Source organism: Acidovorax sp. SUPP950, from assembly GCF_030158935.1.
Taxonomy (GTDB): Bacteria; Pseudomonadota; Gammaproteobacteria; order Burkholderiales; family Burkholderiaceae_C; genus Paracidovorax.
Window position 1 is genome coordinate 147,654 of sequence record NZ_BQXE01000005.1, and the last position, 19,663, is coordinate 167,316.

The 19,663-nt window shown below is 67.1% G+C and carries 21 protein-coding genes; 2 read left to right on the forward strand and 19 right to left on the reverse strand.

Translation table 11 applies throughout. The features are described 5' to 3' along the window. Nucleotides 1-32: 32 nt before the first annotated feature. From sctN to sctC, 14 genes are all read right to left on the reverse strand, one after another. Entirely contained in the window at nucleotides 33-1,355 is a 1,323-nt protein-coding gene (gene sctN, locus AVME950_RS19260; protein WP_284406600.1) for a type III secretion system ATPase SctN, read from the reverse strand. Continuing rightward, a complete protein-coding gene (gene sctL / locus AVME950_RS19265) occupies nucleotides 1,348-2,742 on the reverse strand; it encodes a type III secretion system stator protein SctL (RefSeq protein WP_284431034.1) in 1,395 nt (464 codons plus the stop codon). Before sctL ends, sctN begins: the two co-directional genes overlap by 8 nt. Continuing rightward, nucleotides 2,736-3,359, reverse strand: a complete 624-nt coding sequence (locus tag AVME950_RS19270; RefSeq protein ID WP_284406598.1) for a type III secretion protein HrpB4 — start codon at nucleotides 3,357-3,359, stop codon at nucleotides 2,736-2,738. The genes sctL and AVME950_RS19270 overlap by 7 nt, the downstream gene beginning before the upstream one ends. Before the next feature lie 40 nt (nucleotides 3,360-3,399). Continuing rightward, nucleotides 3,400-4,239 (reverse strand): type III secretion system inner membrane ring lipoprotein SctJ, encoded by an 840-nt coding sequence (sctJ, locus tag AVME950_RS19275; protein WP_284431035.1) that lies wholly within the window; start codon nucleotides 4,237-4,239, stop codon nucleotides 3,400-3,402. 24 nt (nucleotides 4,240-4,263) lie between these two features. After that, complete coding sequence (locus AVME950_RS19280; RefSeq protein WP_284431036.1) at nucleotides 4,264-4,647, reverse strand: type III secretion protein; 384 nt, start codon at nucleotides 4,645-4,647, stop codon at nucleotides 4,264-4,266. Nucleotides 4,648-4,674: 27 nt separating this feature from the next. Continuing rightward, the gene (locus AVME950_RS19285; RefSeq protein ID WP_284431037.1) at nucleotides 4,675-5,151 is read right to left on the reverse strand and encodes an HrpB1 family type III secretion system apparatus protein; all 477 of its coding nucleotides are present in this window, start codon (nucleotides 5,149-5,151) and stop codon (nucleotides 4,675-4,677) included. 226 nt (nucleotides 5,152-5,377) lie between these two features. Then, nucleotides 5,378-5,578, reverse strand: coding sequence for a hypothetical protein (locus AVME950_RS19290; RefSeq protein WP_272565621.1), 201 nt, complete (start codon nucleotides 5,576-5,578; stop codon nucleotides 5,378-5,380). A 76-nt stretch (nucleotides 5,579-5,654) separates the two neighbouring features. Beyond that, complete coding sequence (locus tag AVME950_RS19295; protein ID WP_284406596.1) at nucleotides 5,655-5,858, reverse strand: hypothetical protein; 204 nt, start codon at nucleotides 5,856-5,858, stop codon at nucleotides 5,655-5,657. 82 nt (nucleotides 5,859-5,940) lie between these two features. Continuing rightward, nucleotides 5,941-6,144, reverse strand: coding sequence for a hypothetical protein (locus AVME950_RS19300; RefSeq protein ID WP_284406596.1), 204 nt, complete (start codon nucleotides 6,142-6,144; stop codon nucleotides 5,941-5,943). 82 nt (nucleotides 6,145-6,226) lie between these two features. Continuing rightward, nucleotides 6,227-6,430, reverse strand: coding sequence for a hypothetical protein (locus AVME950_RS19305; RefSeq protein WP_284406595.1), 204 nt, complete (start codon nucleotides 6,428-6,430; stop codon nucleotides 6,227-6,229). A 108-nt stretch (nucleotides 6,431-6,538) separates the two neighbouring features. Next, entirely contained in the window at nucleotides 6,539-6,964 is a 426-nt protein-coding gene (locus AVME950_RS19310) for a hypothetical protein (protein ID WP_284431038.1), read from the reverse strand. An 18-nt stretch (nucleotides 6,965-6,982) separates the two neighbouring features. Further along, complete coding sequence (locus AVME950_RS19315; protein ID WP_272565616.1) at nucleotides 6,983-7,246, reverse strand: hypothetical protein; 264 nt, start codon at nucleotides 7,244-7,246, stop codon at nucleotides 6,983-6,985. Between the two features lie 26 nt (nucleotides 7,247-7,272). Next, nucleotides 7,273-8,265, reverse strand: coding sequence for a secretion protein (locus AVME950_RS19320; RefSeq protein ID WP_284431039.1), 993 nt, complete (start codon nucleotides 8,263-8,265; stop codon nucleotides 7,273-7,275). After that, the gene (gene sctC, locus AVME950_RS19325; RefSeq protein WP_284431040.1) at nucleotides 8,262-10,187 is read right to left on the reverse strand and encodes a type III secretion system outer membrane ring subunit SctC; all 1,926 of its coding nucleotides are present in this window, start codon (nucleotides 10,185-10,187) and stop codon (nucleotides 8,262-8,264) included. Before sctC ends, AVME950_RS19320 begins: the two co-directional genes overlap by 4 nt. Before the next feature lie 347 nt (nucleotides 10,188-10,534). Between sctC and AVME950_RS19330 the strand changes: the two genes are divergently transcribed. Both AVME950_RS19330 and AVME950_RS19335 read left to right on the forward strand, forming a co-directional pair. Further along, nucleotides 10,535-12,049, forward strand: coding sequence for a methyltransferase regulatory domain-containing protein (locus AVME950_RS19330; RefSeq protein ID WP_284431041.1), 1,515 nt, complete (start codon nucleotides 10,535-10,537; stop codon nucleotides 12,047-12,049). Beyond that, nucleotides 12,049-12,777, forward strand: coding sequence for a lytic transglycosylase domain-containing protein (locus AVME950_RS19335; protein WP_284431042.1), 729 nt, complete (start codon nucleotides 12,049-12,051; stop codon nucleotides 12,775-12,777). The genes AVME950_RS19330 and AVME950_RS19335 overlap by 1 nt, the downstream gene beginning before the upstream one ends. A gap of 139 nt (nucleotides 12,778-12,916) precedes the next feature. Here AVME950_RS19335 and AVME950_RS19340 read toward each other — a convergent pair whose 3' ends face one another. The 5 genes from AVME950_RS19340 to AVME950_RS19360 all read right to left on the reverse strand — a co-directional run bounded on the left by AVME950_RS19340 (nucleotide 12,917) and on the right by AVME950_RS19360 (nucleotide 19,176). Further along, entirely contained in the window at nucleotides 12,917-15,619 is a 2,703-nt protein-coding gene (locus AVME950_RS19340) for a hypothetical protein (protein WP_284431043.1), read from the reverse strand. A gap of 225 nt (nucleotides 15,620-15,844) precedes the next feature. Beyond that, on the reverse strand, nucleotides 15,845-16,624 hold the full coding sequence (locus AVME950_RS19345; protein WP_284431044.1) for a hypothetical protein: 780 nt from the start codon (nucleotides 16,622-16,624) through the stop codon (nucleotides 15,845-15,847). After that, nucleotides 16,606-17,118: a GNAT family N-acetyltransferase gene (locus AVME950_RS19350; protein ID WP_284431045.1), complete on the reverse strand. Its 513-nt coding sequence runs from the start codon at nucleotides 17,116-17,118 to the stop codon at nucleotides 16,606-16,608. Before AVME950_RS19350 ends, AVME950_RS19345 begins: the two co-directional genes overlap by 19 nt. A 10-nt stretch (nucleotides 17,119-17,128) precedes the next feature. Next, nucleotides 17,129-17,509 carry an HrpB1 family type III secretion system apparatus protein gene (locus AVME950_RS19355; protein ID WP_272565598.1) on the reverse strand — a complete coding sequence of 127 codons (381 nt, stop codon included), beginning with the start codon at nucleotides 17,507-17,509 and terminating at the stop codon, nucleotides 17,129-17,131. 41 nt (nucleotides 17,510-17,550) lie between these two features. Next, nucleotides 17,551-19,176, reverse strand: coding sequence for a hypothetical protein (locus AVME950_RS19360; protein WP_284431046.1), 1,626 nt, complete (start codon nucleotides 19,174-19,176; stop codon nucleotides 17,551-17,553). Nucleotides 19,177-19,663: the final 487 nt, after the last annotated feature.

A 19,663-nucleotide genomic window follows, 5' to 3' on the forward strand; every position in this document is an offset into this window, starting at 1 on the left:
GTTGGCCGGATCCCGGCTGGCGGGCCGTGGGGTCAGCCGTTGGCCACGTGTGCCAAGGTGCCCACCGATCGGTCGAAATCCCAGAGATCCGATGTGGCCTGGTTCAGGAAATCCAGGATCTGGGGCATTTTCTGCATGGCCTCGTCCGCGAGCGCATCGTTGCCGGGCTTGTATTCCCCCATCTGCACCAGCGGTTCGATCTCGTCGTATTTCGCCATGAGGCGGCGAAAGTGTCCGCCCGCCTGCTGATGGTCCTTGGGCACGATCTGCGACATCACGCGGCTCAGGCTGCCCAGCACGTCGATGGCCGGGTACTGGTTGCGGGCCGCGATCTTGCGTGACAGGATCATGTGGCCGTCCAGAATGCCTCGCACTTCTTCGGAGATCGGGTCGCCACCGCTCTCGTCCTCGTAAAGAATGGTATACAGCGCCGTGATCGAGCCCACCGCACCCATGCCGGCCCGCTCCAGCAGACGGGGGATCTCGGCGAACACTGAGGGCGGGAAGCCGCGCCGCGCAGGGGGCTCGCCCGCAGCCAGGCCGATTTCCCGCTGAGCGCGGGCGAAGCGCGTGAGCGAGTCCATCATGAGCAGTACCTTCAAGCCCTGGTCCCGGTAGTACTCGGCCACGGCGGTGGCCACATGGGCTGCCTTGGCGCGTTCGCTGGACGACCGATCGGAGGTGGCGCACACCACCACGGACCGCGCCATGCCTTCTTCACCCAGAATGAACTCGACGAATTCGCGCACTTCGCGGCCTCGCTCGCCGATGAGCGCGATCACGCTGATGTCGCACTCCGTGCCACGCGCCAGCATGCCCATCAACGTGCTCTTGCCAACCCCCGCCGGCGCGAAGATGCCCATGCGCTGGCCTTCGCCCAGGGTGAGCAGGGCATCGATGGCCTTCACGCCGGTGGGCAAGGGGTGCTCGATCATTTCCCGCTCCATCGGCGTGGGCGGAAGGGCGAACACCGGGCGCCGCTCGAGGCAATCGAGCGGACCCTTGCCATCGATGGGCTGGCCCAGGCTGTCGATCACCCGGCCCAGCAGCTTGGGTCCCACAGGAACGGACAGCACCTCGCCCAGGCCGACCACCGCCGAGCCGCCCCGCACGCCGAGGATCGATCCGAACGGTGACAGGATGCTCTGGCCGTTGGCAAAGCCGATCACTTCGGCGGCCTGCAGCAGGCCACCGCTTTCATCGAGCACATGGCACAGCTCGCCGAGCTTGGCGTCCAGGCCGGTCACGCGCATCAAGGTGCCGATCACCTCGACGACCTTGCCACTGCGGCGAACGATGGTCGCGGAGGCAATTTCCTGCTCCATCCATTGGGGCAGTCCGGAGACTTCAAGCATGGTGCTTTTCCTCGTCGTCATCGTCATCGTCATCGCCGTCGCCGGCAGTCCCGCTCATCGGGTCCAGGGTTTCGAGCCAGTCCACCGCATCGTCGTCGTTGTGCAACGGCTTGGCGGATGAGAACCAGTTGGGCGAGTCGTTTGCCCTCTGGGCCAGAGGCGGTGCAACGGATGCCAGGGTTTGCTCGGGCACCGACTCTTCGGTGTCCAGCGGGTCCTCGGCTACGAGAGGCTCCTCCGACTCCGCCTCCGACTCCGCCTCCGACTCCGACTCCGACTCCGACTCCGACTCCGACTCCGACTCCGACTCCGACTCCGACTCCGACTCCGACTCCGCCTCCGCCTCCGCCTCCGACTCCGCCTCCGCCTCCGCCTCCGCCTCCGCCTCCGCCTCCGCCTCCGCCTCCGCCTCCGCCTCCGCCTCCGCCTCCGCCTCCGCCTCCGCCTCCGCCTCCGCTTCCGCTTCCGCTTCCGCTTCCGCTTCCGCTTCCGCTTCCGCTTCCGCTTCCGCTTCCGCTTCCGCTTCCGCTTCCGCTTCCTCGGCTTCGGCTTCGGCTTCGTCCGCCTCCAGCCACTCCGTGGCTTCGTGGGCGGACGTCAGCTGGACCTCATGCAAAGGTTCCATCTCGATCTCTTCGGGGTCTGGCGGCGTGCTGGCTTCCTGCGAAGCATTGGCCATCGCCAACCGGGTGGCCCGCTCCAGTGCAGAGCGCACGCCAGCGAGCTGCACACCGAGGCTGGTGTCGAGCCGGCCGATGTCGGACTCGAAGATGCAGGAGCCCAGCGCGAGCGATGCATCGGTCTCGACGCGCACCTCGGGCTCGTTCGGCCCACGCACGGCCGAGGCGATGGCGGTGCGTGCCGCCTCGGCCTCGTCCGGATGAACGCGCAGGCTGGCCGTTCCTGCCTGGCGCAGCGCATCCTTCACGGTCCACAGGGCGCGCTGGAACAGGGCTTCGCGCGATTCGGATTGCACGATGCGCTCGACGGCCAGCGCGACCACGCCGGCCAGTTGGGTGCCCATGGCGTGCCATGCGGCTTCATGCGTGGCCTTGAGCTGCGCGAAGCGGCCGTGCCACCGCGCGGCGGCTTCGCGCTCGCCGTGGGCATAGCCCAGCTCTCGCTCGGCAGCCGCCTCGCGCCGTGCCTCGTCCACCAGGGCTTCGGCCTCTTGCCGCGCCTGCTGCAACAGGGTCTGGGCCGACTGTTCGGCTTCGTCGGCGGTGCGTTGAGCCTGGGCCCGGGCTTCCTCGCGGATGGCGGCGCATTCATCCCGGACGCTCTCCAGCAGCCCCAGTACGCCGGTCACCGTGGGGATTTCATGGGCCCGGAGGATGCCGGTGTCGGTGCGCAGCTGGGCGCGGTTCGGGTTGGACCAGATCAGCATGGTGTGCCTTCGAACAGCGATTCCAGCCGCTCCAGGCGGGCATGGGCCGGGCTGAGTGCCGCCGGCACATGCCGGGCGCGGGGCTCGTCCTGCCGCGACAGGGGCAGAGACAATCGGGCCAGCCGGCGCAATCCCCGGTCGGGCCACACGCCTTCCCGCACCAGTTCGCGGTAACCGACCCAGGCCCATGCGAGGGGTGTCCACGATGCGACTTCACTGGGCACGGGTGTGCCTTCCTGAAGGCCTCGCAGGGCCCCGTAGGCCGGCCCCAGGCATTGCTGCAGCGCGGCCCGCGACGTGCGCTCGACGCAGCAGCGCAACACACCGGGCCGGCCCATCAGGGCGAGAGCGCACAACCGCGACAGCATCTTTGTCCGGTCCATCAGCGCAAGCCGGCTGGCAGGGTGCTCCAGGGAGGGCAGGGGAGGCAGGGGGCCACAGCTGCGTTCATACAGCGCAATGGACATGCGCTGTCCCACGGCACCCTGGTCCCAGTCCTGGGCGGACTGCGCCAGGCCGAGCGGGGCGCGCCAGCTCGGGTCCATGCCTTCGTGCAGGGCTTCGAGCCGCAACTGGAGCGCCTGCGCCAGCGAGGCAAGTTGGCTGGCCCGGCTCATGGCCGCCGCCCCAGGCCGTCGGCCGTGTCGGGGAGGGGGGTCATGCCGAGGCTCCCGCGGGCGCCGTGGCTGGCGCGGGGTTGGGTTTGGCGGCCTCCACGGCAGGCTGCGATGCGCTGGCTTCCTTGCGCCGCAGCGGCGCTGGCAGCCAGGCGGGGCGCTTCCAGGCCAGCCATCCACCCGCCGCGGCAAGGACGAACAGCAAGGCGGCCAGGCCGATCCACAGGCTGTTGTTGGACTCTTCCTTCAGCACGGCAGGGCTCAGAGGCATGCCTGGCACGAGTGTGACGGTCACGTTCTCATAGGCCAGCCCTTCGACGCTGCGTGCCACCATGTTCTTGATGCCGGCGACCAGCCCTGCCAGGTTGGCGCTCTCGCGGTACTTGATGAAGACCGAGGCGCTGGCCGGCTTGACCGAGGATGCCAAGGGGTCGTTGTTGGGCAGCACGATGTGCACCCGTGCGGTGACGACGCCGTCGATCTGCGACAGCGTGGCCTCCAGCTGCTGGGCCACACCATAGATGAAGCGCACCCGCTCCTCGGTCGGCGTGGAGATAAGGCCTTCCTTCTTGAACATCTCGCCGAGCGTGACGTGGCGCTCGCGGGGCAGGCCATAGGACCTCAACACGGTCAGCGAGCGCACCACATCGTCCTGGTCGACCTGCACATTCCAGGTCTTGCCGGCATCCGTGGTGGCCTTGCTCACCTGCACGCCGCTTTCCAGCAGGGCGGCCACCATGTCGTTGGCATCGGTCTCCGTCTGCTTGGTGTAGAGGTCCGTCTTGCAGCCGGTGAGGGCCAGCAACAGTAGCAGCGGGATCAGTGCGCGGCGCGCGAACTGGCGATAGGTCGCCGCGCGGGAGCAGAGGGATGGCGCCATGATGGGTGCTTCGCTGAAAGGGGTTTATTGGTTGCGCATGAGCGTTTGCAGGCCGGTCTTGGCGGTTTGCGCAAGGCTGCTCATCGCCTGGACCTGGAAATGGGTGCCGGCGAACTGGTACATCAGAGTGACCTGGTACGCCGTCAGGTCCACCCCGGGCGGCTGCTGGATCGCGGCCTGCATGAGCGCCGCCGTGTCCTGAATCTCCTTGCGGATGGACTCGTCCTGATTGATCAGCATCTTGCCCAGCGTGGACGGGCTCTCGCTCTCCACGGAGGACAGTGGGGGCGTGTCCTTCATCATGCGAGCGAATTTCTCCGCGACAGCGCTCATGTTCATCGAGGGGCTGGACGCCTGATCGACGATGAGGGAACTGGATGCCGCGCCAATGCTGCCGATGGGGTCCATGATGGATTCTCCGGAAATGAAGGGGTGTCAGGCGCGCATGAACATGAAAGGCATCTGGAACGCGGAAACGCTGGCAGCCTCGGCGGGTTTGGGGGCCTCGGTGGTTTCCTGGAACGTGCCCGCGGCCCTGGCCCGGTTGATGACCAGGCCGCTGACCAGTTCGAGTGCGTCCGGGCCGGCGTTGCCTTGCTCCAGCTCGTTCAGCGTCATCTCCCAGCCGCGATCGCCCAGCATGTATTGGCAGTTGGCGATCATGGCTTTCGCGGAACCCCACTGTTCCGGGTGGTTCTCCAGGGTGCGCACGAGCTGGATGCATTCGCGGTAGGCGCCGCGCCGGAAGGAAATCCAGCCATCGATCATGTCCAGCTCCGCCACCTTGGGGCGCAGCGTGCGGATTCCGGCAAGGATGTCCGACGCCTCGTCGTTCATGCCCTGGGCGATGGTCCGATAGACCAGTTTGATCAGCGCGGTAACGAATTCCTTGCGCTCAAATTTCGGATTCATAAAAACACTCCTGTTTCTTCTGCATAGACGGCCTGGGCTCGCGTACAGCCCTGCGCCGGCGTCGGTCGATGGTCCGCCTCGGCGCTCACCAGTACGACGTACGAAGCGCAAGCCAGAAGGGTCACGATCGTGGTGATGAAAGGTGGCATGGCCTGCGGCGGCTGCGGGCAGGCTTGCAATCCATGCGCGGGGGAAACGCCTTGGATCCAAAGAGGATCCGATCGCTTCATCCCGCAGCCTGCGCAAGCTTGTCCGTCATGCTCTTGGAGCTTTTCTGGAACGCGTCGGCCATGTTGGAGATGACGGAGTTGCGGCCTTGCCTCTCGCTCAGCTTGGCTTGCAGTTCCGTCATGGCGTTCTGGTTGTCCTGCTGCTGCTGCATGCGGGCCATCAGGGCCTTGGTGTCGCCATCTGCTTTGTTGACCATGGGGGCTCTCCTGTGAGGGAAAAAGTAAAAGGCTTTGCTGCGCCATGAGCGGTGCGGCCCATGGCGCGATGCAGCATCAGCCCGCGCCTTGCGCTTGTTTGTCCGACAAGGCCTTGGAGTTCTTTTGGAACGCATCGGCCATGTTGGAGATGACGGCGTTCTTACCTTGCTGCTCGCTCAGCTCGGCTTGCAGGGCCGTCATGGCGTTCTGGTTGTCCTGCTGCTGTTGCATGCGGCTCATCAGGGCACGGGTGTCGCCATCGGCTTTGTTCGTCGACATGATTGGATTCCTTGAAAAGTTGAACGTTGGAAAAGAGAAAGTGCAGCACCATGAGCGCCTGGGCCCATGGCGCGATGCCGCTTTAGCCCGCGCCTTGCGCTTGCTTGTCCGACAGGGCCTTGGAGTTCTTCTGGAACGCATCGGCCATGTTGGAGATGACGGCGTTCTTACCTTGCTGCTCGCTCAGCTCGGCTTGCAGGGCCGTCATGGCGTTCTGGTTGTCTTGCTGCTGTTGCATGCGGCTCATCAGGGCACGGGTATCGCCATCGGCTTTGTTCGTCGACATGATTGGACTCCTTGAAAAGTTGAACGTTGGAAATGAGAAAGTGCAGCACCATGAGCGCCTGGGCCCATGGCGCGATGCCGCTTTAGCCCGCGCCTTGCGCTTGCTTGTCCGACAGGGCCTTGGAGTTCTTTTGGAACGCATCGGCCATGTTGGAGATGACAGCGTTCTTACCTTGCTGCTCGCTCAGCTCGGCTTGCAGGGCCGTCATGGCGTTCTGGTTGTCTTGCTGCTGTTGCATGCGGCCCATCAGGGCACGGGTATCGCCATCTGCTTTGTTCGTGGACATGTTTGAATCCCAGGTGAAGTGCGGAACATTCCGCGTTGCTGAAGGCCACACCGCGCGGCCTCCATTCGGTGAGGCATGACGGCCGGATGCCGCCGTGCCAATTTCGGTTCAGTGCAGGGAGGCCCCCCGGCCTTGCTGGCCCACGTACTTCAGCACTCCGAAGGCGGCTTCGCGCACCTCCTGGTCTGCGTGGGTGGCCAGCACGTTGTCGATCCAGTAGCGCCACCCCCTGTCGCCGCCAAAGAGCATCGCGACGGCCATGGCGATCTTGTTCTCGCCGTTCTGAGGCTCTTCCTCGATGCGCGCTGCGAGGGCCTCCCGCGCTTCGCCCAGCTGGCCGGCCATCGCCATGGCGACGGTGCGGTACAGCGAATAGCCGTGGGTGTCTTCGAGCGTCATCTCGACGGTGGAGTGGATGGTTTGCGCGTCTTCGCCCACCCGGTAGATCGTGCCCAGCAAGCCCACGGTCATGAGATTGCGGTAGATCACCGGATATGCGCTCTTGGCCGCGGTGGGTGCTTCGAGGACCAGCATGGAGGGGCTCCTTGTGTCTCAGACGGCCAGGGTGGTGCCGTGCAGGGTTTCCCAGATCCGCTGGATCACGCGCTGCGATGCGTAGAACGCCTGGATCAGCTGCGTGACGAGCTGGCGCTCGGCGTCCACCTGGGTGGACTTCAGCATGGCGCTGCTCTCATCCGCGATCTCCGCGAAGTAGCGGATCATGGCCCGCGCACGGTCGCCACTCTTGTCCTCGGTGAGCGCCTGGTCCAGGTTGGCGAGGTCGCTGAAGATGATGGATTCGTTGGAAGCAGTCATGGTGTTGGCGTTCGTTGGGTGAAGGGTTAACGGGAAACCGACCAGTCGTTGGCGGCCAGGCTCTCTGCATTCGGTGGCGAGAGGTGTTTCACGCCGTCGCGTGTCTGTACGTACTGCAGGTCCCCTGCGTTCATCAGCGCGCTCATGCGCTTGACGCCTGCAGGGGGAAGTTCTGCCGCGCTCACGTCGATCCGCTTGACCAGCGGTGCCAGGTCGGACGCGATGCGCGTGGCGCTGTCCTTGAGCGCCGACAGGTTCTGTGTGTCTCCGGTGACGTTGAAGCGCCCTTCGCCCAGGTGATGGACGCGAATGCCCGGGCGTGCAATCGCGTCGGCGATGCTTTGCTCCACTTCGTTGCTCGTCGCATAGGCGTGCACGATGCGTTCCGATTTGAAAGGCGCCAGCAGTTGGCGAACGGTGTCCGCATCCGAAGCTTCGGCCAGCAGGCCGCGCACGACGACGCCATCCGCCTGGGCCACCACCTCCAGCCCGGAGACCGGAGCTGTCGCCAGGGCGCGCTGAACCCGCACCAGGAGCGGTTCCTTGGGCACCGCCTCGCGGGCAACGGAGTCGGTGGCGGGGCGATCCTTCTTGGAGGGGGTCAACGGCGCGACGGCCGCGCTCAACGCCGCAGTCATGAGCGCGGTTCCCACCACCGCCGAAAGGATCATGGGCGACATCTTGCGGCTGTGGGGCGCCACCACGGGTACCTGGTTGAGACGGGCGATCAGATCGACGCTGGCGGGCCAGGTGGCGTTGCCGGGGCCGGTGCACAGCACGATGTCACCCATGCGATGGGGCGTGAAGTCCTCCATGGGCAGCCATGCCGGCGCAGGGCCTTGTGGCGACAGCGCGAACTGAATCATTCCGTCCTCTCCCGCTTCGATCAACATCGCATCCGAAGTCCAGTCGGTGAGCTGGATATCTGCTGCGTCTTCCGCGCTGATCAGGTAGCGCGTTGAGGTCAAATTTATCTGTGCGCCGGCATGCTGGCCGGTCAGTATGCGAAGCTGCTTCATGGCTTGCGAACCTCATTCAAGAAGGCGACAGGAGCAGGCGAGGCGGCGTTGAGAAGGCGCGGCGTGATGAGGAAAAGCCGCTCGGTGCGCTGCGTCTGGCGCTCGTTGTTGCGAAATGCCCCGCCCACGAGCGGCAGCTTGGAAAGTCCGGGAACGGCGTTGTTCTGGGACTGCTCCGATTCCACGGTGATGCCCCCGATGAGCAGGCTCTCGCCCTCGCGCACATGGGCTTCGGTGCGGATCTCGGTTTTCTTCACGATGGGGACCTGGTCCACCACGTTCGTCTCGAACGCTCCGTCTTCGATGTAGAGCGTGAGCTTGATGTTGTTGCTGCCATCCATGCGGGTGACCTGCGGCGTCATCTCCAGCAGCGTGCCGGCCTCGATCTGGAACAGGTTGGCTTCCAGATTGCCGGCCACCCGCACGGTGGCCACGCGTTTTTCGCGCATGACCGCGGTCCGGTTGGCCACGCCCATGACGGACGGCTTGGACAGGACGCGGGCCTTGCCTTCGCCCTGCAGGGCATTGACGCGGGCCAGCAGATGGCGTCCCGCGTCGGCCACGATCGTGCCCAGCGCTGCGGCAGGCATGAGGCTGTTGGACAGGTTCATGCTGATATTGGTGTCACTGCCGCGCAAGGTCCAGTTCACGCCCAGCGCGTCCACACTGTCGGAATTGACCTCGATGATCGTGGCCTCCAGTTCGACGAGCTGGGGTTTCTGGTCGAGGCGGCGGATCAGGGTCTCGAACTCCGCCATGCGGTCGGCGCGCCCGAAAACCACGACCGAGTTCGTGCCTTCGTCGGCTTCGAAACGCGGTTGGTTGTCTTCTTCCGGGTTTTTCGCAGGGGGCGTGAGCGGCCGCAGGTCGGAGGCCGGCGTGCTGGCGTCCTGGTTGGTGGCGCGCGGCAGCGGCGGCAGGAACTGGTTGGCCGAAGGCAGGGGGATGTACGCGCCGAGTTTCTTGCGCGTGTTGTCGTTGTCCTTGTCCATCATCCGCACCAGGGGGGCGATGCTGGCGCCTTCCTTTTCGCGCTCACCGTAGAGCTTGCGCAGCATGGTGGCCACGCCCGGCACGGTGGTGTTGCCCACGGCCCGGTCGCCTGCAGAGGCGAATTGGAGCGAGAAGACGCGCGCCGTGCGAGCGTTGTTGTCGGTCACGCCCGCGTCGAGCGCTTCGAGGGCCGAACTCACCAGTTCCAGATGCCGGGGTGGGCCGGACGCATACAGCGTGCTGCTGGCCTCGTTGAACCGGATGGGGTAGCGCTTGTCGCCCAGGTCGAACGACTGCAGCAGCTCCGCCACCTGTTCCCGGTTGAAACCCTTGAGCCGGAACATGCGGCTTTGCATGGAGCGGCCCGGATAGAAGTACAGCGCCGAGCCGTCGTGATACCACAGCAGGTTGTAGGCCCGGGAGACGCTGTCAAGGAATTCGCGCGGCTTGAGATCGAAGTTGGCGTTCACCACGCCGTCCACGCCATCGGCCACGATGGCGGGGGTGCCGCGGCTGGCGGCGAAATCCTGCAGCACGTCCGCGATCCGCTTGTTCTCCGCCCGGTAGACGAATCGGCCCTTCTCCCAGGCCGCTGCTTCTATGGCGCTGGGGGGCAGGGGCAGGGGCTGCGCGGCCGACAGCGATGTGGCCCGGGCCGATGGCATCGCGACGGGCCGGGTGGCCACGGCGGCATCGCCCTGCGCCCGGTCCGTCGCCGGAGCGGCGAAGGGGCTGGCGGAGGCGGAAATGCTGGAGAGGCTGCCCAGCTGATGGGACATTTTCATGTAGCCCATGGAGGGCTGTGCGAAAGCGGACCCGGTGAGAGACAGGGCAAGCAGCACGGCGGCGAGGGTGTCGCGCTGAACGGCTCCCATGCCGCAGGCCGGGGTGGCGGATGGCTTGCGAGAGATGGGGACGGTGGACTTCAACGCAGTACTCCGGTTCGTTGGCTGGCAAACGAAGAGTAGGTGGGGGCCACCGCCGTCGCGGCACCGCAGGCGAAGACACGGCCCGCGGCGCGAAGGCCTTGATTCCGGTGGTTTCAGGGCCCGTACCCAGTCCCGCCGGGAAGGGTGCCGCAGGGGCGTCGGCATGCGCGGCATGGGTTGGGGCAGGGGACGACATGACGCCTCTGCTTCGCCTTTCCGGCCATCGTTTCGACTGTTGGACCGGCCTGGCTGCGCGTTGCGGCTGCAATGGGCGCAGCTTTTGGTGCCTTTCGCGAAAGCGAAGGTGCACACGCCCTGTCACCGTCCCAACGCTCAGAGGAAGACCGATGAAATCACCCCAGCCCGCCGTGCTCGACGTGCGCAGCGAACCCTATACCCGCGGCTACTACCGCGCCCTCTCGCCCGCGCAGATGAGCGTGGCCCTGGAGTCCCGAGGCGTGTGCGGCCCCGATCTGTCAGCCCCCCTGAACTGCTTCGAGCTGGGCATGGGGTTCGGCCTGCCGCTGGTGGCGCATGCGGCTTGCTTTCCGCACATGCGCTTTTACGGCAACGACTTCAACCCCCATCACGTCGCCTATGCCAACGAACTGGCCAGGGACGCGGGGCTGTCGAACGTGGAGGTGTTCGAAGACGCCTTCGAGACCTTGCTCGATCGTGACCTGCCGCCCATGGACATCATCTCCATGCACGGCGTGTATTCCTGGATCTCGCCGCCGCTGCGCAAGGTGGTGATGCGTTTCATCGCCGAGCGGCTGCGCCCGGGAGGCGTCGTCTTCGTGAGCCACAACGCACTGCCCGGCTGGGCCGCGCAGATGCCGCTGCGCGAACTGGTGAACCTGCATGGATTGCGCCAGGTTCCAGTCAGCGCAACGCCGATCGAGCGGTTGTCGCAAACGCTGGATTTCCTCGACGATTTCGCCAAGGTGAACCCCGCCTATTTCTCGGACGACCTCTCGGTGCAGGCCCGTCTGTACGGGCTGCGGCGGCTCGATCCGCACTACGCTGCGCACGAGTATTTCAATCCCGACTGGCACCCCATGCACTTTCACCAGGTCGCCGCCGAGATGGCCGAGGCGGGGCTGGAGTTCGCAGCGCCCGCGGTGCTGTCCCAGCAGGTGGATGCGGCCATCCTGCCCCCGGCCACGCGGGAGTTGCTGCGGAGGGTCGATGACCCGGTGCTGCGGGAGACCCTGCGCGACTTCGCGGTGAACCGGTCCTTCCGTTGGGATCTGTACACCCGTGGCGCCCCCCAGGCCAGCGCGCAGCAGCATGCGCAGTTCCGCCTGGACAGGACCTGGATCCTGGCCACCGCGCGCAGCGAAACCCGGGAGAGCCCGTTGTCCGATGCCGCCGCCGACCATGTGGACGGCGCCACTGCCCTGCGCCTGCTGGACGCGCTGGCAGAAGGCCCCGCCACCGCCCGCGAACTGGCCCGCCGGCCCGAGCTGGCATCGCTGGGCGCGGATTTCATCGTCGACGCCCTGATGCTGCTGGAAAACGAAGCCCAAGTGCATCCCGCGCTGCCCGTGGCACTGCGCGAGAGCGCCCGGGAATCGGTGCAGCGCTTCAACAAGGCGGTCATGCAGCGGCCGGACGACGATGGACTGCATTACCTGTCCTGCGCCGCCAGCGGCCAGGCCATGGGCTGGTCTCCGCTTGCCATGGCGCAGATCCGTGCCGCCTGCCAGGGCGCGCAGACCGCGGACGAAATGGTCCAGGCCATGCAGGCCCGGTTCGAAGGCGAGGGCGAGGGCCAGATGCCTGCCGAACGCCTGGCGCACAGCGCCCGCTGCTTCTTTGCCAGCCGTGCCCCGGTGCTGCGCCACCTGGGGCTGTTGTGATGGTGCGCTGGCAGCGTCACGCGCTGGTGGCAGCGGCGGCGCTGCAGGCGTGTGGCGCCAACGCACTCATCGCCTACGACTGCTGGGTGAAGGGGCCGGAGTCCGATCCGGTGCGCGTGGCGTTCGACATCGCCAAGCGCTATCCGGCCATCGTGGGGCAATGCCGGGCGGTCGAGCTGCCCGACCCGCCGGCCGACCCGGCAGACGTGGACGATCCCGTGGCCAGCGCGGCCGCCGTGGCGAGCGTGCGCGTGATCCGTGCCCCACGCACTGCTGGTGCCGTGCCGTCCGGCGCGGTCTGGCCCACGGCGATGGTGACGCCCCGTTGGCGCCACGAAGCGCTGTGGCCAGTGATCGAGTCGGCCGCCACCCGCCATGCCATCGACCCGCACCTGGTCCAGGCCGTGATCGAGGTGGAGTCGGCCTACGCGCCCAACGCACGGTCTCCCAAGGGCGCGCTGGGCTTGATGCAGCTGATGCCGGCCACGGCCGCGCGCTTTGGCGCGCCGTCCTCCGCCGACCTGTTCACGCCCGCCGTCAATGTCGAGACCGGGGTGCGCTATCTGCGCTTTCTGGCCGACAAGTTCAGTGGCCAGACCGAACTGGTCCTGGCCGCTTACAACGCGGGCGAGGGGGCGGTCGTGCGGCACGGCTACAAGATTCCCCCTTTTCGCGAGACGCAGGATTACGTGCGCAAGGTGCTGGACAGGTATCCCGCCACCCGCTGATTTCCCTGATTTCCACGAGGGCCGCGACATGATCGCCGGCCCTTTTTTTCGTTCGCTCGGCAGCGGCGGGCAAGAAAAAAGGACGATGGCCTGGGGCATTGCCCAGGCCATCGTCCCCATTGCGTCTTCGAGGGGTCGATCAGGCCTTCACGGAGACCTGGACGCTCACGCTCACCCGCAGCTCGATCTGCACGATGCGCTGCTGCTCACGGGACTGAAGGCCCTGAAGCACCTGGGCCAGCAACTGGAGAATGCCGGCGCTCGAAGCCGGCGTGCCACCCACGCCAGGCACTTCGCCGCGCGCGGCGGCCAGCAGATTGCCGACACCCGATCTGCCATCCGCGCCAGGCACATCGTGGGTTTCGATGGCCTTGTAGGTGTCGGGGTTCTGGAGCATGAACTTCGCGGCTGCGGCGACTTGGGGCGGTGCCTTGCCGCTCTCGGCGAGCTGGTAGAGGCGGTCCGGTGTCATGTCCTTGCCGCCGAAGGCCTTCGCCAGCAGTCCGGAGTGGCATTCCAGCATGTGATCGGCCAGGATGCGCGCGGCGCCTTGCCCGTCCAGCGGCGATGGCTGCACGGGCCGGGTGGGCCGTGAAGCGCCGTTGGACTGCGCGGTCCCCTGGCCCGTGAGCAACTGCAGGAGTTGCAGCAGCGCATCGAGCACGGAGCGGCTCGCGCCTGCGGTGCGTTGCGCCGAGCCGCCTTCGACGCCAGGGATCTCGCCGCGCGCGGCCGCCAACAGGTTGCCCAGGCCGGACTTGCCGTCGGCGCCTGGCACGTCGTGCGTCTCGATGGCACGGTAGACGTCGGGGTTCTTGAGCATGAACTTCGCGGCGTCGGCGACCTCGCCTTGGCCCTGGCTCAGCTGGTAAAGGCGGTCGGGCGTCATCGCGCCGCCTTGCTGCAGCAGCAGATCGGCCAGTGTGTGCGCAGCGCTCTGGCCATCCAGTGGCGGCCGGGTGTTCGAGGTGGCCTTGAGCAATTGCACCAGCAGTTGGAGCAGTGGCAGGAGGGCCTGTGCGGAACCGCCGGCCCGGCCCGGAACACCGGGGATCTCGCCGCGGGCGGCGGCCAGCAGGTTGCCCAGGCCGGACTTGCCGTCGGCACCGGGCACGTCGCGCGTTTCGATCGCGCGGTAGGTGTCGGGGTGCTGGAGCATGTACTTCGCGGCTTCGGCCACCTGGCCCTGTCCCTGGCTCAGCTGGTACAGGCGGTCCGGGGTCATGGGCTGGGTCTTGGGCAGAAAGCGCTTGCCGAAGAGGTGGAGCGCGCCACCGGCTTCCTGCACCATGTGGTTAGCCAGGACGCGTGCCGCGCTCTGGCCATCCAGCGGTGGGCTTGGCTCCGCGTGCGCCTTCAGCAGCTTCAGCAGTTGCTGCAGCAGCTTTTGCAGGCTGTCCAGGGAGTCCGTTGCGCCCTTCACGGCAGGGATCTCGCCGCGGGCGGCGGCCAGCAGGTTGCCCAGGCCGGACTTGCCGTCGGCACCGGGCACGTCGCGCGTTTCGATCGCGCGGTAGGTGTCGGGGTGCTGGAGCATGTATTTCGCGGCTTCGGCCACCTGGCCCTGTCCCTGGCTCAACTGGTACAGGCGGTCCGGCGTCATGGGCTGGGTCTTGGGCAGAAAGCGCTTGCCGAAGAGGTGGAGCGCGCCACCGGCTTCCTGCACCATGTGGTCGGCCAGGACGCGTGCCGCGCTCTGGCCGTTCATCGGCTGGGCCTGCGCCGGCTGCGGCTGACCGCCCTGGCCCTGGAGCTGCGCCAGCAATTGCCGCAGCAGTTGCAGGACGCCGCCGCGGGCGCTGGAGGCCTGGCCGCCCACGCCGGGGACCTCGCCCCGCGCGGCCGCCAGCAGGTTGCCGATGCCGGATTTGCCGTCCGCGCCAGGGACGTCATGGGTCTCAATCGCGCGGTAGACATCGGGGTTCTGGAGCATGAATTCCGCAGCCGCCGCCACCTCGGGCGAGGCTTTTCCGCCCTCGGCCAGCTGATACAGCCGCTCGGGCGTCATCGCCTGGGGCTTGAACAGGCGTGCCAGCGGCGACGCGTTCCCCTGGAGCATGTGATCCGCCAGGATGCGGGAGGCATCCCGCGCGTCCATGGGCGGCTCGGCAGGGGCGGACCGTTGCTGGGCGCGGGGTGCCACCGGCGCCACACGCTCCGGGTCGGCCAGGGGCTGCAGCGTGGAGCCGCCGGTGGGCTGGGGCGACGAAAGCCCTGAAAGGGCGCCCTGTGCGGCCGCCTCGAAGTCGTCCGATTCCGACAGGCCGTCGGCTGCGCCCCCGTCGTTCGTCTCGATCTGGCGATAGGACTCGGGGTTCTGGAGCATGAACTTCGCCGCCGCCGAGACGGTGGGCGAGGTGTCGCTGTTGGGCCGTTTGGCCAGTTGGAAAAGCGTGTTGGGGTCGATGGAGGGCACATGGTTTTGCCGCATGAAGGCCGCGATGGCGCCGGAGGCGGCCTGCTCGTTCATGGGGACCGCGCTCTCTGGCGTGCTGTCCTGCAGTTGCGCGTCGTAGCCGCCGCGCGCCGCGAAGTCGAAACTGGAGACGTCCGCGGTACCGTCACCGCCGGAAGGGTCCAGCAGCGCGTAGACATCCGGGTGGGTCAGCATGAAATTCGCCGCTTCCGAGACGTCCTCGGGCGTTTGGCCCGAGGTGTTGCGGGCCAGCCCGTAGAGCCCATTCGGCGTCTGCGCTTCGATGCCGTTCTGGTGCATGTATTTCGCCAGGGCTGCCGCGGCCTCCTTGGTCTGCGCGGCCGTGTTGCCCGCCGTCTTGCCGGGCTGGGAGCGCCCGATGGTGATGCTGAGAGAGGCTGTGTAGCCGTTGACCGTGGTGTTCATGGACGCCGCCTTCGTTGGACAACGGAGGCGACCGCTTGCGGCCACGCTCCCTGCCAGGGTTGAGAAAGGTGTCTCGGAGTTCGAGACGGAATGAATGGGAAAACGTTGTGCTTCGCGACCCCGAAAATCACTGCGTCGACAGCGGTGCCGCGTGGATCGGATGCGGCCTGCAGCAGGCCTGCCACGGGGCCCGGAACCCCTGCGGTGGGTGCCGGGCCACCAGGGTCAGGTGGTGGGCAGGGCCTGGTCGCGAAACGGCAGCGCCGCATCGGTGAGCAGCCACTGGATCAGGTGGGCCGGGCTCAGATGCTCGGCCAATGCGATGGCTTGCGCCGACAGCTGGACCTTCGTGTCGCCCAGCCCTTGCTGCACCAGGGCGCGCGCGGCTTCGAGCACCAGGGGCCTGGCCGCCTCGATCGTGCCCGCGGGGTCGCCAGCGTCCACCAGCCGGCGGCGTGCATGCACCGGCACCTCTGCCAGCCGCACGATCGAGGCGATCAGCGCGGCTGAAGGGGCCATGCCTCCGGGGTGAAAGCCTTTCTGGGCGTCGACCAGCAGCCATTCGCGCTCTTCGTCGATGCACGCGATCGCGTCGCCGCAGACGGGGGGCACGGCTGGGCCCGACAGGCCGCTGGGAGCACTCAGGCGCTCGAAGTCCGCGCTGTTGGCGTGCACCTGCGAAAGCCGGTTGTCCGAGAACAGGCGAAGGGTGCGGTTCAATTCCCGCCCCTCCTGGCCTGCCAGCGCCTCCAGCCGCACCAGCAGGCCCTGCACGGCCATGTGCCGCTGCGTCAAAGCGCTTTCGCAACCGGGCAGCAACAGGTTGCTGGACACCCAGAGCCCGGAAGAGCGGGGGAATCCGTCATCCAGAAGAATGGGGGGCTGGACCATGGACACGAGCCGCAGGCGAACGCCCGCGCCGTCATGGGGAACGATCCGGTGCGCGCCAGCGCCCCAGGCCTGGGGCGGCTGCCTGTCGGCGGCGCTCATTGAGGGTGAAGGCATGGCGATGCTCCGAAGAAGGCGGGACCCGCCGCGCGCGCGGCTGGCGCGCCATTGCGGTGGGGGCGCGGGTACTCGGTCTTGCGCAGGCCGCCCTGCGGCGTGATGCGGTAGATGATGTCGTCGCCGCGGGCTTCGATCCGCTGCCAGCCATGGCGCTCCATGAAGCGCAGGCAGCGGTGGTTGTCGTTCTCCACCGCGACCAGAATCTCGGCTTTCAGCGAAAACAGCCACTGCAGCGCTGGCTTGAGCAGCAGGGCCCAGAGGCCGTGGTAACGCGGCAGCACCGCGATGTGGGCCTGTTCTCCATCGAACAGGATGCCGCCGATCGGCGCGCCATCGGACTCGAAGCCGATGGATGGGCATTCGGCGTAGAACGCGGCGAAGGCATCGCGGGTGACCGTCTGCGTGTAGTCCTGGGCGCAGCCCGCTGCGTAGCGGGCTGAATCCGCGTCGTAGAACACGCCCAGGTCGGCCTGGGGAGTGAGCTTCAGCATGGCGGCGGCCCTATGCGAGATCGCCAGCGATCTCGGGCTCCAGCTGGAGCAGTTCGCGCATGGATTTGCGCACGTGCTCGTCGCCGCTTTCCAGGCAGCTTTGTGCGTGGTAGTGCCAGGTCGGGTCGCCCAGGATGTTCAGGCACAGGGCCTTGAGTTCCGGGGCGGTGTCCTCGCCCAGCGTGTTCAGGTACTGAAGGGCCTCTTGCGTGTAGCCCCGCTGGATCGCGATGAGCACCGGAAAGATCAGGTACTCCTCGGTGTCCGGGCTGAGCGCATTCAGCTCCTCCAGCATGGTTTCCGCTTCGTCCAGCTGGTTCTCGCGGATGGCGTTGACCAGGGAGACGGCCAAGGCGGCGATGGGATCTTCGTGAACATTGGAGTCGTCCATGGTCATTGCCTTTCAAAAGAATGGAGGAAGAAGCGTCCGCGTCAGGCGCGGATGTGCATGTGCATGTCGATCGACACGCGGGTTTCGGTGGTGCTGGCGGGCAGCTGTGGCAGGCCCTTGCCGAGGGACAGGCCCGCGGCCACCCCTTGGTTGGCGGTGTCGATCACCGACTGCATCACGCCGCTGATCACGTCCTTCACCACGGACTGGATGCGGTCCTGGATGCCGGCACGCAGGTCCGAGCCCAGCTGGCTGCCCACGCCGCCAGCGCTCGGCGACGATGCGCCGCCCGTCGGTTGCAGGCCCTGCAGGCCCTTGGCCATGACCTGATCGACGATGCCCTGGATGGCCTGGTCCGCCACGCCGAGCAGCTTTTCCTGGATGGAGTTCTGCAGGCCTTGCTTGAGGTCCGAGGCCACCTGGCGGCTGCCCGACTTCAGGCCCGTCGCGTTGCGCGGGCTGCTCACGTTGGACAGCGTGTCCTCGAGCACGCCCTGGCCGAGCGCTGCCAGCGCGCTGTTCTGGTCGAGCCCCAGCTTGGGCAGCAGCGTATACAGGGCGGCTTGCACAGCGGCCTGGATGGCCATGTCGACGGCGTTGTGCACCGAGTTCTGCACCGATTCCTTGACGGCCTCGCGGCGGGTCTGCGGCGGCACTTCGTCCGGGCCCTGGGCCTGGCGCGAGCCATCCGCGCCGCGGCGGCCGCGGGTCTGCACGGCCGTGCTGGCGGCGTCCTGCAACGCACCGCCGACCAGGTTCGTGCCGGTGCCGACCACGTTCGAGTCGTTGTTGGGGTCCAGCGTCTGCTGCAGGCTGAGCATCAGCTTGTCGATGGTGCTCTGGACGACCGTGTCGACCGCATCGCGGGCCGCGGTTTCGGCAGCGTCTCGCGCGCCCTGGCGGAAGCCCGTCGGAGGCGTGTCGCACAGTTCGTCCACGCCCTGGCGGTTGGTCGTCAGGCGCGTGCCGGACAGGTCGTCTCCGTCCTGGCGCAGGCCGGGCGAGCGGGTGTCGGGCAGGTCATTGGCGCCCTTGCGGAAGCTCTCGCCATCGGCGAAACGGCCCGCGCGCGAGGAACTCAGGCCGCCGCTGGTGGCCGCGCCGATCGTGTCCACCGCCAGGCCACCCAGCAGCGATGTGCCGTTGGGGTCCAGCACCTTGGACGCGGCCTTGGTGACCTCCTGCGTGGCCAGGTCGATGGTGGAGTCCACCGCCAGGCGCGCCACGTTCTTGGCGATGCCGCCGGGCCCGAAATTGGAGGCGGTTTCCATGGCGCCCAGCGCCAGGTCCTTGATGCCGTTCAGGGCCTGAGACAGGTTGCCTTTGGCAATGCCCTTGGCCAGGCCCACGGCGCCCTTCTTGATGCTCGTGAGGCCGCCCTCGACGCTGTCCACGGCGGTGTCCACCACCTTCTGGGCGACGCTCTGCACCTTCTTGAGCACCTTGTCGAGCGCCCCGTCCAGTAAGGTATTGGCCGCCAATGCGGCCGGCGTGAGGTTGATGGCGCCGCGGGCGATGTCTCCGCCCGCCTCTCCCAGCTTCTTGAGACCGGCCGCCGCCCCTTTCAGATCGAGCGTGGCCAGGCCTTTGGCAATCTGCCCTACGCCCTGAACAGCCTTTTCAATGCCCTTCGCGATTGATTTGAACGCGTTTTTTATCGCACCCATGGATTGACCCCTTGCAGTTGATGAAGAAATGCACTGGACGGCAATCGGCCTTTTCGGAACGGAAAGGGGGCGGTTGCAGGACCCAACGCGGAGGTTCCGACTTTCCGCGTGGCAAGCGTATGTAAACGCTCTGTATGCGATGCGGATTGCGGCCATGCGAAGTGCGGCGGGCTCCGGCGTGGCGCGGGAGAGCGGCGCGCCGCAGGGCTCGTTGGGGCGCCTGCGAGGCGTCGCAGGGGCCGGTGCCCCGCGAATCCGTCCTTTGCACTGCGGGGTGGGCAGGCAGGTGATAATCGCCGCCATGCCTCATCCGCGTCCTTGCCTGGCGGCACCCTTCCCCCTTCGTTGGCGCAAGCCTGCGAACTGAAACCCCTGGTGCGCCCGCGCGGGCGCGCATCCCAAAAAGTCTCCCTCCGCTGCCTCGGCAGCCGCGGACGCGCCCGGACCGGGCCGCGCCGTGTGACGGGAGTGCGTTTCCCAACGGGGG

What these genes read in the sequence shown, in the direction of transcription:
- sctN (WP_284406600.1), bottom strand. Translation starts at nt 1,355, where the DNA reads ATGCTTGAAGTCTCCGGACTGCCCCAATGGATGGAGCAGGAAATTGCC.
- sctL (WP_284431034.1), bottom strand. Translation starts at nt 2,742, where the DNA reads ATGCTGATCTGGTCCAACCCGAACCGCGCCCAGCTGCGCACCGACACC.
- AVME950_RS19270 (WP_284406598.1), bottom strand. Translation starts at nt 3,359, where the DNA reads ATGAGCCGGGCCAGCCAACTTGCCTCGCTGGCGCAGGCGCTCCAGTTG.
- sctJ (WP_284431035.1), bottom strand. Translation starts at nt 4,239, where the DNA reads ATGGCGCCATCCCTCTGCTCCCGCGCGGCGACCTATCGCCAGTTCGCG.
- AVME950_RS19280 (WP_284431036.1), bottom strand. Translation starts at nt 4,647, where the DNA reads ATGGACCCCATCGGCAGCATTGGCGCGGCATCCAGTTCCCTCATCGTC.
- AVME950_RS19285 (WP_284431037.1), bottom strand. Translation starts at nt 5,151, where the DNA reads ATGAATCCGAAATTTGAGCGCAAGGAATTCGTTACCGCGCTGATCAAA.
- AVME950_RS19290 (WP_272565621.1), bottom strand. Translation starts at nt 5,578, where the DNA reads ATGGTCAACAAAGCAGATGGCGACACCAAGGCCCTGATGGCCCGCATG.
- AVME950_RS19295 (WP_284406596.1), bottom strand. Translation starts at nt 5,858, where the DNA reads ATGTCGACGAACAAAGCCGATGGCGACACCCGTGCCCTGATGAGCCGC.
- AVME950_RS19300 (WP_284406596.1), bottom strand. Translation starts at nt 6,144, where the DNA reads ATGTCGACGAACAAAGCCGATGGCGATACCCGTGCCCTGATGAGCCGC.
- AVME950_RS19305 (WP_284406595.1), bottom strand. Translation starts at nt 6,430, where the DNA reads ATGTCCACGAACAAAGCAGATGGCGATACCCGTGCCCTGATGGGCCGC.
- AVME950_RS19310 (WP_284431038.1), bottom strand. Translation starts at nt 6,964, where the DNA reads ATGCTGGTCCTCGAAGCACCCACCGCGGCCAAGAGCGCATATCCGGTG.
- AVME950_RS19315 (WP_272565616.1), bottom strand. Translation starts at nt 7,246, where the DNA reads ATGACTGCTTCCAACGAATCCATCATCTTCAGCGACCTCGCCAACCTG.
- AVME950_RS19320 (WP_284431039.1), bottom strand. Translation starts at nt 8,265, where the DNA reads ATGAAGCAGCTTCGCATACTGACCGGCCAGCATGCCGGCGCACAGATA.
- AVME950_RS19330 (WP_284431041.1), top strand. Translation starts at nt 10,535, where the DNA reads ATGAAATCACCCCAGCCCGCCGTGCTCGACGTGCGCAGCGAACCCTAT.
- AVME950_RS19335 (WP_284431042.1), top strand. Translation starts at nt 12,049, where the DNA reads ATGGTGCGCTGGCAGCGTCACGCGCTGGTGGCAGCGGCGGCGCTGCAG.
- AVME950_RS19340 (WP_284431043.1), bottom strand. Translation starts at nt 15,619, where the DNA reads ATGAACACCACGGTCAACGGCTACACAGCCTCTCTCAGCATCACCATC.
- AVME950_RS19345 (WP_284431044.1), bottom strand. Translation starts at nt 16,624, where the DNA reads ATGCCTTCACCCTCAATGAGCGCCGCCGACAGGCAGCCGCCCCAGGCC.
- AVME950_RS19350 (WP_284431045.1), bottom strand. Translation starts at nt 17,118, where the DNA reads ATGCTGAAGCTCACTCCCCAGGCCGACCTGGGCGTGTTCTACGACGCG.
- AVME950_RS19355 (WP_272565598.1), bottom strand. Translation starts at nt 17,509, where the DNA reads ATGGACGACTCCAATGTTCACGAAGATCCCATCGCCGCCTTGGCCGTC.
- AVME950_RS19360 (WP_284431046.1), bottom strand. Translation starts at nt 19,176, where the DNA reads ATGGGTGCGATAAAAAACGCGTTCAAATCAATCGCGAAGGGCATTGAA.